At 54.4% G+C, this 12,552-nt stretch carries 9 protein-coding genes; 7 read left to right on the plus strand and 2 right to left on the minus strand.

What is annotated here, in order from left to right; translation table 11 throughout:
* Positions 1-33: 33 nt before the first annotated feature.
* On the minus strand, positions 34-2,499 hold the full coding sequence (locus KK078_RS10685; protein ID WP_254090262.1) for a glutaminase family protein: 2,466 nt from the start codon (positions 2,497-2,499) through the stop codon (positions 34-36).
* A 302-nt stretch (positions 2,500-2,801) separates the two neighbouring features.
* On the opposite strand from KK078_RS10685, the gene KK078_RS10690 reads away from it, so the two are divergent.
* The 6 genes from KK078_RS10690 to KK078_RS10715 all read left to right on the plus strand — a co-directional run bounded on the left by KK078_RS10690 (position 2,802) and on the right by KK078_RS10715 (position 5,496).
* Positions 2,802-3,122 (plus strand): ArsR/SmtB family transcription factor, encoded by a 321-nt coding sequence (locus KK078_RS10690; protein ID WP_254090263.1) that lies wholly within the window; start codon positions 2,802-2,804, stop codon positions 3,120-3,122.
* Complete coding sequence (locus tag KK078_RS10695; protein ID WP_254090264.1) at positions 3,119-3,616, plus strand: SRPBCC family protein; 498 nt, start codon at positions 3,119-3,121, stop codon at positions 3,614-3,616. The genes KK078_RS10690 and KK078_RS10695 overlap by 4 nt, the downstream gene beginning before the upstream one ends.
* 68 nt (positions 3,617-3,684) lie before the next feature.
* Complete coding sequence (locus tag KK078_RS10700) at positions 3,685-3,822, plus strand: hypothetical protein (RefSeq protein WP_254090265.1); 138 nt, start codon at positions 3,685-3,687, stop codon at positions 3,820-3,822.
* A gap of 17 nt (positions 3,823-3,839) precedes the next feature.
* Complete coding sequence (locus KK078_RS10705) at positions 3,840-4,271, plus strand: VOC family protein (protein ID WP_254090266.1); 432 nt, start codon at positions 3,840-3,842, stop codon at positions 4,269-4,271.
* A gap of 182 nt (positions 4,272-4,453) precedes the next feature.
* The gene (locus KK078_RS10710) at positions 4,454-5,149 is read left to right on the plus strand and encodes a response regulator transcription factor (protein WP_254090267.1); all 696 of its coding nucleotides are present in this window, start codon (positions 4,454-4,456) and stop codon (positions 5,147-5,149) included.
* Positions 5,146-5,496, plus strand: a complete 351-nt coding sequence (locus tag KK078_RS10715) for an Hpt domain-containing protein (protein ID WP_254090268.1) — start codon at positions 5,146-5,148, stop codon at positions 5,494-5,496. The genes KK078_RS10710 and KK078_RS10715 overlap by 4 nt, the downstream gene beginning before the upstream one ends.
* On the opposite strand, the gene KK078_RS30640 is transcribed toward KK078_RS10715, so the two are convergent.
* A complete protein-coding gene (locus KK078_RS30640; protein WP_254090269.1) occupies positions 5,485-11,100 on the minus strand; it encodes an AAA family ATPase in 5,616 nt (1,871 codons plus the stop codon). The genes KK078_RS10715 and KK078_RS30640 overlap by 12 nt on opposite strands.
* Before the next feature lie 197 nt (positions 11,101-11,297).
* Between KK078_RS30640 and KK078_RS10725 the strand changes: the two genes are divergently transcribed.
* Positions 11,298-12,551, plus strand: coding sequence for a styrene monooxygenase/indole monooxygenase family protein (locus KK078_RS10725; RefSeq protein ID WP_254090270.1), 1,254 nt, complete (start codon positions 11,298-11,300; stop codon positions 12,549-12,551).
* The last annotated feature ends 1 nt before the right edge of the window (position 12,552 follow it).

Consider the following 12,552-nt stretch of genomic DNA (forward strand, 5'->3'; position numbering starts at 1 on the left):
GAGCGGCCTTTTATTTCATCCTGCCTGTAAAGCCTAGTCTTTGCGCAGTAACTTATCCGATAAGATCTTCATATAGAATCCGCCAACCACGCTCCGTGCTTTGAAGTTTTCACGGACCCCGGTGTTCGAATCATAAAAGTCATTGAGCGGAACACGTGACGGCGTCTCGAGGGCATGTACATAGAGCGGTTTGATCAGGGCGTCGAACTGCGCCTGTGTCGGCGCAAATGTGGCCGTCCACGCAATCCAGTCATTTTTGGTATACGCTTTACGGCTGTCCAGCGGTATACCGAACTTGTTGTTCTTCGTCAGGTAATACCGGGTCTCCGTTTCGTAAACCTTCTGCGGGAACAGGTTCAGCTGCAACACTTTGTCCCAAACCAGGTTATACTTCTGGCTCCAGGTATTCTTGTCGTCAAACGTCAGGGCGTAATGGTCGCCGGCATCTGCCATCTCCATCCATTTCGGCACCATGCTTTCGGCAATCGCCCGGTATTTTTTTGCAGTCTCCTGCTCACCCAGCGCCTCGGCCAGCTGCGCATAGCAGGCGATCCCTACAATGGCTTTAACCGACAGGTTGGCATTACGGGCAAGGTGCCCGGCGAAGTCGTCCGTGCATAACTGGGTCTTTGGGTCAAAGCCATCCTTGACAAGATAGTCCACCCACGTGGTAAGCGATTTCCAATGCTTTTTTGCGTAGCCCGCGTTGCCCTGCACCTTTGCAATGGCCGCCGTGAGGATGATCATATTGCCGGACTCTTCTACCGGCATCGGTTCACCATACGTCTGCCCATTCGCCTTGGGGTACGTGCCCAGGTCGTGCGCGGCCCACGGGTGAGGATATTTTCCGGATTCGCTGAAATAGAAAATACCGGTGAGCATGCCCTGCATCAATTCCGGATTGTAGAGCAGGTAAAGCGGCGCCGAAGGATAGGTCACATCGACCGTATTGATAAACCCGCCGCTGTTATTCTCTTTCGACAACCACAGGATCTCATCCTGGGGACTCCTGACCAGCGTATGCGCCGCAATGCTTTGACGATAGGCCAGGATGCACAAATGTGCGTATTGCTCGCCCCCGGAGTTCAATGCTTCTCTGGCAACAGCCTTATCAAAAGCCATGCATTTTTGCATCACCGCGCTGTATTCGTCAGACGCCCTGGTCAACTGCCCCTCTATTGTTTCTTTGCCCGAGTTGTTCCAGTAAGGCCGCAGGTTTGTATTGAAGTACTGGATGGAATAGATCTCATCGTACCCCAGCTCGACGTAGCGCTCCACCGTTGCGTTACCGACGGTTCCGAAGGGGATCACGGTATTCAGCGACAAGGATTTGCCTTTTGACTCGGTCGATGTCACCGCGCCCTTTTTAAAAGCGCCAGACGCTTCAGCGCTTTTGCTGATAAACTGCACGGCACCGCTGGATGCAGGAGCCGCTACATAGAAGTAGCCCCAATCGATACGCATATCGTCAGCACCCTTTTGCAGCGTCGGTTGCTCAACCGTGCCGGTTTTCAGGATCGACAGTTTATCGGTCGCATATTTCTGCGCCGTAACAGGCTGCGACGGCTGGTATACCGCGATATTCGACGACGCGCCGAGAAATGCCTTGACAGCATGCTGTTTGCCATCGTTCGCTTTTACACTATACGTGATGTAGGATACCGGCCGGGACAACAGGTTCAGATCGTCCAGTAACAGCGGCGACGTGAACGTCACCTGCAGGTCAACCTTTCCGGCGGTGAAATTATAGATAGTCCGTGTCGCCGTTACCTCCACGCTCTTTTGTGCGGCCAGCTGCGTGTTGGCGGAATTGTCTTTCACCTTGTCGACCAGACCGAAATCCAGGAATCTGCCACCCGCGGTATTGACCAGGTGGATCGCGATAACATTCTGACCGGCCTTCAGGCTCTTCTTGCTGATCGGCTGATACTGGAAGTTATTCGTCCAGCCCGTTTTCTCGTATACCTTCTCACCGTTCAGGAACACTGTAACGTTGTCATCGTGGTTCAGCTTCAAAAACAATTCGTTAATGCTGGCAGGCTTGCTGACGTTGAACGACCGCCTCACCCAAATGTCATGAGACTTCCAGACCGTCTTGGCCGTTTTCTCGTCATCGCCGATCGGCGCCGAACCGGACTTCCAACCGTCGGCTTTGTATTCCGGGGCGGACCAGTTTCCTTGTGGCGCCGTTTCCGTATACGCCACGGTATACGCCGCTTCATCGGACGCATTCAACACCGTGCTATAGTTTGTCTCCTCCTTGCCAAGGAAACGATAGATCTCGCCGTCTACGCTGATGAGTCCCAACAGCGAATGTTCCGCACCGGTCCAGTGTGTGGTGGTCGAGGCATTCAGATCGTCTGTGTTCGACCAGATACTGAAATTGGGGTTGTGTGTGACCAGCGGATAGGCTGGCGCTTTCCGGCCCTGTGCCAGCGCGCCCATCGACAGGACGCAAGCAAACAGACACAGAACTCCTGATTTGTTTAGTTTGAGCATGTAGAATTAACAGTTATGACGTTCTCGCAAAGAAGCGCATCTTTGCTAAAACGTGCAACTAAAAGAACGTTTGTGCAAGCGGTCACAATTCCGTTTCACGGGCTCGTCCACCGTCCGTCGTACACCTGGGGCGACCGCCCTAGGGTTCTTCAAATCATGGAGTGTTTGCTGTCCATCTGAATAAACGCTGTTTCTGATCCATTTACGGCCATTCAGAAAAAACTTATCATTTTACTTTGAGCAACCGATCAGTTGCACGTATATTTGCAACCGATCAGTTGCTAAACATAACGCACCACTATATGAGACGAGACATTTTCCAGGCGATCGCAGACCCGACACGACGGGCCATCATCACCTTAATTGCATTACAGGCCATGACACCAAACGCCATTGCCGACAATTTTAATACCACGCGACAGGCGATTTCAAAGCATCTGCGCATCCTCACGGAATGCGAACTGGTAAAACAGGAACAGCAAGGAAGAGAGATCTATTACTCACTTGAAATTGAAAAAATGAAAGAGATTGACATTTGGATGAACCAGTTAAGGAAGATCTGGGAAGCCCGATTTAATCAACTTGGACACGTATTATCAACCATGAAAAAAACAAAAAAATGAACAACACAGCACTATTCGACTTTACCCTCGACAAATCCGCAAAAACGGTATCCATCACCATGGAATTTGATGCCGAACTGGAACTCGTATGGGATGCTTTTACAGTACCCGAGATTCTCGATCAGTGGTATGCTCCCAAGCCTTTTGTATCAAAAACAAAATTCATGGACTTCAAAGTAGGCGGCCGGAGATTCTATGCCATGGTTAGTCCCGATGGAAAAGAAAACTGGGCCATTCAGAAATACACATCCATCAGTCCCAAAACCAATTTCAAGATGTTTAACGTCTTTGCGGATGAAAATGAAAATCCAAAACCGCCGGGCTCCGACTGGGACTTGAATTTCAGCGAACAGAACGGGGCGACCACCGTCAGTATCAGCGTCTATAATGAATCCCTGGAACGGTTGGAGATGTTGCTCGAAGGCTTCAAACTGGGCATGAAGGCGACGTTCGAAAACCTGAGAGACCTGTTGGCCACACGATCAAAAAAATGATCTACGTCTTTAAAACTTCTGTCGAAACAAAAAGTCAGGTAGAGAAACTGAAACCGCATATTAATACTGTGCTTCCAACGGAAAAATGGAGTTTCGACCTGGAGGACTGCGACAAGATCCTGCGTATCGACAGCGACGAAAATATAGTTTTGAGGATCACGGCGTTATTGACAATTCACAAATTTCATTGCGAAGAACTGGAATAACCATTAAAAACAACATCATGGCACGTATCAATCCCTACATTCACTTTAACGGCAATGCCGAAGAGGCTTTTATATTCTACAAGTCAGTATTTGGCGGCGAATTCACCCGGCTCATGCGTTACAAAGACCTGTCGGGCCCGGAATATCCGATCGCTGAACATGATGCCGACAGGCTTATGCACGTGGCCCTGCCCATCGGCAAAAGTAATGTACTCCTGGGCAGTGACGTGATGGAAATGATGGGGCGTGTTACGGAAACCGACAACAGGAATACCATTTCCATTAGTGCCGAAAGCCGCCACGAAGCAGACCAATTATTCAGCGGCCTTTCCGCGGGTGGAAAAATTGACATGCCCCTGGCGGACGGCCCGTTCGGTGCATACTTTGGAATGTTTACCGACAAATATGGTATCCAATGGATGATGGACTTTACCCCTGACCAGCAGTGATGGACAAAACGCCGGTGCCGTACACACCGGCGTTTATCCTGCAGGTGTCGCGATGACGTCTTCCACGCTCCGGGGCACCAGCTGGACGTCCAGGCGCTCCGGTCTTCCCAGCCAAGGGGAAAAACCAGGTTTAAATCCTCGGCGATTAATCGTAACTTCGGTCCATTCGCTACCCCCTCCGAATGAACACAACGCACCTGTTACACATTGACGACGAAGAACAGTACAGCCAGCTGACCAAAGAATACCTGGAGATGCAGGGCTTCCAGGTTACGTTGAAGCACGATGCCGATTCCGGCCTGGCCGCTTTTCGGTCGTCTGCCATAGACCTGTGCATCATCGATATAAAAATGCCCAGGAAAGACGGCTTCACGCTGGTGGAAGAGATCCGGGCCATCAACGAGTTTGTGCCCGTGATCTTTCTCACCGGCCAGTCGACCAAAGAGGATAAGATCAAAGGCCTGCGCCTGGGCGCGGACGATTACCTCACAAAGCCCTTCAGCATGGAGGAGCTGTACCTGCGCATTACGGCGATCCTGAAGCGTGTAAAAGTCCAGGAAAAGACGCGGACACCCGAGATGTTCCGCCTGGGCGGGGCATCCTTCCATGTGGACCAGCGCGAGCTGCACATGGCCGATCAGCAGGTCAAGCTCACCTCTACCGAAGCAAAATTGCTGAAGCTGCTCTGCGAGCATGAAAACAAGGTACTGGCGCGTGATGTCGCGATGCGCAACATCTGGGGCGACGAAGAGTATTCGCGCGGGTATAGCCTGAACGTGTACGTCAGTAAGATCCGTAAACTGCTGAAAGATGAGGCCGCGGTCGAGATCCTCAACCTGCACGGCGAGGGGTATAAGCTCATCACCAAAAACGCATGAGCTCAACACTCGACCTCACCTTTATCCGGCAAATGATGGGCAACGACGAAAAGGTTGTTCAACGGTTCCTGACCATTTTTAAAGACCAATGCCCCCGGCAGCTGCAGGAGCTCAAAGAGCACTATGCCGCACACCACTGGCCGGAGCTCTCCACCGTAGCGCATAGTTTAAAAACACAGTTCAAGTATTTAAGTATAGAGACGCTGGCCGCGCAGGTCTACGAAATCGAAACACGTGCCGAAGAACCCCCGGCCACAGCAGCGCAGATCGATGAGCTGGGCAGCCTGATCCGGCTGTTCGAAACGGAGCTGCACGATCTGTTGAACGACGCGCGGCTACCATCCTGATTCTTCCACCGGTGTACCCGCACCCTGCATCAACCTGGCGATCTTCTGCTTCAGCTTCCTGGACTCGATCGGTTTTGTAATGTAATCATCCATTCCCGCCGCTTTGCACTTGTCGGCTTCGCCGGGGTTGGCGTTGCTGGTAAACGCAAGAATGGGCACGCGTTCCAATCCCTGCATTGCGCGGATATGCCGGCTGGCCGTATAGCCATCCATCACCGGCATTTTAATATCCATTAAAATGATATCCACCACATGGTGCTCCAGCTTTTCGAGCGCGACCTGCCCGTTGTCCGCCACAATAACCTGTGCGTTGGTAATGATCTTCTTGAGTATCTCTTCGGCCACCACCTGGTTGAACAACGTGTCTTCCACCAGCAATATGCGCAGGTCGCTCAGGCTCACGGTATCTTTGTCCTCTTCCTGTACAGACGCATCGCATCGCTGAAAAGGTAGCGTAAACCGGAACGTGGTTCCCTCCTGGAGCTTACTGGTCACGGTCATGGAGCCACCCTGTTCTTCCACCAGCTTTTTGGCAATGAACAACCCCAGGCCTGTGCCGGCGTGCTGGAGGTTCAGCTCGTCTTCGATGCGCGAGAAGGTCTCGAAAATATAGTGCAGCTTATCCTCGGCGATGCCGATGCCGGAGTCGCGCACGGCAAACGACAGGACCACGTGGCTTTCGTTCGATTCCACCGGGCTCACGGTCACCGACACATGTCCCTTCTCGGTAAATTTGATGGCGTTGCCGACGAGGTTGAGCAGGATCTGGTGCAGCCGCAGCGGATCGCCGATCAGCTGCTGCGGTATGGAAGCGTCCACCTCCATCGACAGCGCTATATTCTTTTCATCCGCCAATACCCCCACCATCGCGTGCAGCCTGTGTATCCGCTCCCGGAGCTGGAACGGCTTCTGCACAAACGAAAATTTACCGGCCTCGATCTTGGAGAAATCCAGGATGTCGTTGATGATGGCAAGCAGATTTTCAGAAGAGTATTTAATGCCCTTTGCATATTCCATCTGTTGCAGCGTCAGCGGCGTGTCGAAGATCAGCTCGGACATGCCGACGATGGCCGTCATGGGCGTTCTGATCTCGTGACTCATGTTGGCAAAGAACTGCTCCTTGAATTTAGACTTCTGTTCCACCAGTTGCTTCTGTCTTTCGATCTCCTCCTTTTGCACCTGTATCTCCGCCGTGCGCTCCTGCACCTTTTGCTCGAGGTTTTCATACAGAATGGAATTCTCTATCGATACCGCGATCTGGCCGGAAAGGAGCTTGAGCAGCTCCACCCGGTCTTTGGTAAATACGCCGGTCGTGAGGTTATTCTCGAGGTACAACGCGCCCACGAGCTTGCCCTGGTTCAGGGCCGGGATACAGAGCGCTGAACGAACACGATGCTTCATCACGGCGGCATCGTGCGCGAACACCGGGTCGAGCTGCGCATCGGCCAGCACCACGTCTTCCTTCGACCGGAACACATGCTCCACGATCTGTTGGGGGATAAGGTCCGACTCCGCCAGGGGGATTTGAAGCCTGGCGCTTTTCTGATCGTTCACACTCTGCCTGGCCTCGATATAGAGCTTGCCGCTCCAGTCGAGTATAAAATATCCGGCCTGGGCACCGGCGTTCTCAATCACGAACTTCATGAGCTTATCCAGCAACTGATCGAACACCACCTCGCTCGAAAGCGCGGTAGAGGCTTTCATGATCGTGGCAATGTCCAGCGAAGGCATGACATGGCCTGACGACGTCTGTTCGTCCGCAAGATTGTACCTTTCCCTTTGCTCTTCCAGGTGTTTCACCTTCAGCGTGCAGCCCCATTTTTTATAGGCGTCGAGGGCGCTGGTCAGGTAGATCCGCTCCATATGTTTTTGCCCTTTTTCTTTCCAGCACGCTGCCGCCAGCTCGTGCGCCAGCGCCTCGTGTTGTATATAGTTGCTGCGTTGTGCGGCCTGAATGGCCTGATCATACAGTGTCAGCGCCTGGTCTTTTTTCCCCGTCACGCGGGCATGCTCGGCTTCTGCCAGCAACGACAGATGCGCGCAATTGACAGGCACCTGGCTCGCCCACTTGTTGATCTTGCGCGTATAGGCTTTGCCCTGTCGCAGATCCCTGGCCTGGGCCGATTGACGGTAGGCCGCGAAGCGCAGCAGGGCGGCGTAGAAGTAGAACATCGCTTCCAGGATCTGCCCCCGGGAATAATGGAGGTACCGCCTGGCATGGGCGATGTGGTTCTTGCCGCCGGCGTAATCCCCGACAAAATAGCACAGCATCATCTTAAAGACATAGCAGGCAAAGAGCTTGGAAGGTTTGTTGGCGCGGAGGATCTCGGCAAAGCCGGTTCCCTCGTCGAAATACTTTCCCGTCAGCACCGTCGGGTCGTCATTCTCATTCCCCAGGTTGGCCACGAGTTGAATAAGCGCGTCGTTGCCGTACGAGGCGTCGTTCATTCGCAACGCAGGGGGCAGGATGTTACACCGCAGCATTTCTTCTTTTACCCACCACAGGCTCTTGCCCGACAGGCACAAAAGCATACAGTAGCCGTTGGACGCGTACGTGGCGTACTCCACGTCGCCCAGGTCGCTGGCATTCTTAAAACACCGTTTCAGCTCGTCCAGCGACTCGTGCACATGCTCGTGCGACGGCCGGTTGATCAGGTTATAGATCAGCAACGTGCGCGCGCCAATGCCGGCATCCGTGTTCTTTTCGAGCAACGTAAGCGCCGCTTTGCCGAACCGGTAGCAAACACCGTTGTTTGTTTCGATGCCGTTCACCATCGCTCCGTACGTAGCGTAGGCCAGCGGCGACTCGGTCGCGCTGCCGTACGTTACCGAAAGACGCATCATCTTGAGCACCAGCAGCGGATAGAGACCGGGCGCATTGTGGTAGGCCACGGCACTGATGCTTTGCATGATCCGCATGGCCGCCAGCATACCCTCATCCACCATCGCAGGCAAGCGCGGCAGGTCCTCCACGGTGTGGCGGCGCAACGTCCATTTGATACCGGCATAGGCCAGCAATAAACGAGCGGTGGAATACGAAGCGGGAAACGTTACCTTCAACGACCGCAGTACCTGCAGCCCAAGAGCGATCGCTTCGCTGTTCCGGCATTGAAATACGAGCGCCTGGATCTGTATTTCCTGTATCCGGATCTTTTCGCCCTCCGTTTTTACCTGACCGAGCGCACGCCCGAGCAGCGCCTCCGATGCTTCACGATCGTGCGCCAGGTAGGCCGCTTCTCCCCCGCCTACATGCAGGGAAAGGCAGAGCGTATAATCCGTAGCCCAGGCGGTATGGTTCAACAGCGCCAGGCCTGCATCGTAGTAGGTATACGCTGCGCGGTATGCCGTGGTCTGCTTTGCTTTCCGGCCCGCCCGCAGGTTGATGCCGGCCAGGGTACATCGCGCCGCGGCCTCGGTGATCAGCGCGCTCCCCAGGTTGAGGTGATGGACGATGTCAAAAAGCTGACGATCCACTTCGTCGTCGCGCAGCTTGTCGAGCAGGAAATATCCAATAGTCAGGTGAAGCTCCTGTTGCTCGCGGGGTGGTATCAGCGCACAGGCCGCCTGCTGCACCTGGTCGTGAAAGAATATGTACCGCGTTCTGGGCAGCAGGGTGTCGGGGCTCCTGGTCGCCGGGGCCGGCAGGATCAGGTTTTCCTGCAAGGCTTCCTTCAGGTCATCCGCCGCTTCATGGTCGGTCTTGTCCATCAGCGCGGCGAGCATCGACAGGTCGAACTGGCGGCCGATGCAGGCACCATATACAAGCGCCTGCTGTGTTACCCGCGGCAGCCGCAGGATGCGTTCCGTGATCAGCTCCAGCGACGTGCTCGCGCGGGAGTGATGCATGATGTTTTCCATACACCACGTCCAACGTTGTGTATCCGGATTGAACGTGATGAGCGATTTCTTGCGGAGCTCCTGCAACCGCTCGGAAATAAACAGCGGGTTGCCCAGCGTACCCGTCAGCAGGTAATCGGCCAGCGGGCGGGTAAGGTGGGTATTGCTGGCGAGCGTGTCGGCCAGCAAACGGCACACTTCCTCCAGCGTAAGTGGCAAGAGCCGGAGGTGCTGAAAATTTTCCGGCGCATGCTGGGTTATTGTCTGTAACATCACTGCCAGCGGACCGTTGGCGTGCACTTCGTTATCGCGATAGGTTCCTACCACCAGCACATGCCGCGTACAGGACGTGCAAACAAGCATCTGAAGCAGGTCGAGACTGGCCGCGTCGGCCCATTGCAGGTCGTCGAGAAGAATGACCAGCGGCCGTTGGCGCGTAGCCGTCGCTTCTATAAATTTCGCGAACGTGGCCGTTACCCGCTTTTGCGCATCTGCCGGGGCGAAGCCAGCGGCACGTTGGCGCTCGCCAAAGAGTGACGCCAGCTCGGGGATAATGTCGGTGAGGATACCGACCTCCGGCCCCAGCTGTGAAGCCACTGCATCCCGCCACGCCTGGAACGCTGGCTGATCTTCACGCAGCGCTGTGATCAACTCGCGGAACGCCAGCACCAGGATGCCGAACGGTGTATGCCGGTTCCGTTCATCGCACTTCCCCGACAGAACAAGCTTGTCCTTCTGACGCAGGCGTTGGTGTATTTCTTTCATCACCGCCGACTTTCCGATGCCCGAATTTCCATACAGCAGTATAAACTCGCTGTGCTGACCGATCCGGTCGAACGCCGCCAGGGCTTTGTTTATTTCCGTTTCACGCCCGTAGAGGTGTGTGTTGATCCGGATCGCATCCGTAAGCACATGCGCATCGGGCGTGAACAGGCGAACATGCCCCTCGATCGTGTATTGCCTGTAACATTCCTGAAGATCGAGCCTCAGGCTTCTCGCATTTTTATACCGGTCGTCCGGCTTCTTTTGCAGGAGCTTCGCGATGATCTCCGAGACGACAGCCGGTAATGCGGCATTTACAGCGGCAGCGGCGGCGGGCTGCTTGGCGATATGCGCATGGACCAGCTCGTTGATATCGGTCTGCTCGAAAGGCAGTTTGCCCGTGAACATACGGTACAGCGTGATGCCCAGCGAATAAAGATCCGAGCGATGGTCTTCCGCCATTTCTGTCCGGCCCGACTGCTCCGGAGAAATATATTCAAGCGCCGTTTCGAATTTGCGCGCCAGGTTCGGGGGCTTGCCGGCGGACAATGCATGGACCGCCACACCAAGATCCCAAAGCGTTACCGACAACGTATCGGTATCGATCAGAACATTGGCCGGCCGGATGTCGCGATGCAGTATTACATGGCTGTGGAGCTCCTCCACCAGCCGGGCCAGCTGCACACTGATCTGCAGCGCATCCGCAAGCGACGGCCGGTGGTGGGCCAGGTAGCTTTCCAATGTAACACCGCGCACGCACGCCATTTCCAACAGCACCAGATTATCGACATTCAACTTGTCGAGGATGGGCACCATGCAGTCGGACGTAAACCCGGGCCGGAGGGAGAGCTCGTTATCGAGCTCGCGCACAGCGTCGGAGGACGTATACGACGGCAGCTTTAAGAGCACGCTGACGCCGTCAGCCGTGCGTTCTGCCCGGAATAATGCCTTTGAGGGATCCTTGAAAAGCACTTCTAAACACTTGTAGCCTTGAATGGATGTCACGATGTCTATACTAAAATAGAATACTTATTACCCCTGCCACCGGCCCAATCGGGCCGTGCGACAACCAAAGATACTCTCAGACCAAACGCGTGATTCCATTTTTATATCTTTTTATACTTTTTAAGGGATCGTTAAAAATTCGTCTCTCCGGCGTGCTTTATCTTTGTAGCATAATCAGAAAAAAACCCTTCAGGTATATGAGAAAAATTGCCATTATGGGCGCGGGCCAATCGGGTCTGCACCTCGCGATCCGGTTGTTGAAGCACGGCTACCAGGTTACCGTCATCTCCGAGCGCACGGCCGAAGAGATCTTCAACGGCCCGCCCACCGGCGGCACCTACCTTTTCAACGACAGCATCACACTGGAGAAAGAGCTCGGCATCGACATGTGGCGCGACACCGCCTATCATTCCACCGGCTTCAATATGAACTTCGGCACGCCCGACGGGCAATTTGCCTTTGGCATCCAGTCCAAACTGGACCGGCCGGGTGTATCGATCGATCAGCGTCTGAAGTTCTATCAATGGATCAAATATTTCGAGAAGCAGGGCGGGAAGTTTATCGTGAGTCCCACCACGCCGTCCGACCTGCTGGCCTGCACGGAGGCATTCGACCTGGTCATCGTTTCCACCGGCAAAGGCCCGCTGGCGAAGCTGTTTGAGCGGGATGCCGAAAAGTCGACCTGGGACAAACCCGCGCGCAAGCTCGTACAACTGCACATCAATGATTTTGCCGACCGTGAAAAGACCCGGTTCAATTCGATCACGCTGTGCAAGGTGATGGGCGCGGCCGAGATCATTACGAGCGCGTTTTATCATAAAGACGATATACAATGTGCGTGGGTGCTGCTGGAGATCGTTCCCGGAGGGCCCATGGATGTATTCGACGACGTGCAGGGCGGACCGGCGTTGCTGCAGCGCACCAAAGAAGTGATCAAGCAGTTTATGCCGTGGCAATACCAGTCGTTTGACAACGCGGCCCTCATCAGCAACGATGCTTACCTCAAGGGAGCATTCGTGCCCACGGTACGGAAGCCGGTTGTCCAGCTCAACTCCACCGCGCGGGTGTTAGGCCTGGGCGACACCGTGATCTTAAACGACCCCATCGTCGGACAGGGCGGGAACAATGCATCGAAAATGGCAAACACCTATGGCAATGCCATCCTCGAGCACGGCCACCGGCCTTTCGATGCCGATTGGATGAACGATACCTTCGACAAATTCTGGCAGTATTCGAAGTATGTCAATAAGTTTTGCGATATCATTCTGTCACCCCCCGAACCGCATATCGTCGATCTCCTCGGTGCAGCGGTGCAGAACAAGGCAATAGCATCAGACATCGTCAACGGTTTTAACCACCCGCCGTCGCTCTTCCCGTGGCTGGCCGATGCAGACGCCGCCCAACGGTACCTCGAAACAAAACAACAGCGTGTAGCCGAACCCATCCTCTGAT

This window comes from Dawidia soli (assembly GCF_018598185.1).
Taxonomy (GTDB): domain Bacteria; phylum Bacteroidota; class Bacteroidia; order Cytophagales; family Cyclobacteriaceae; genus Ohtaekwangia; species Ohtaekwangia soli.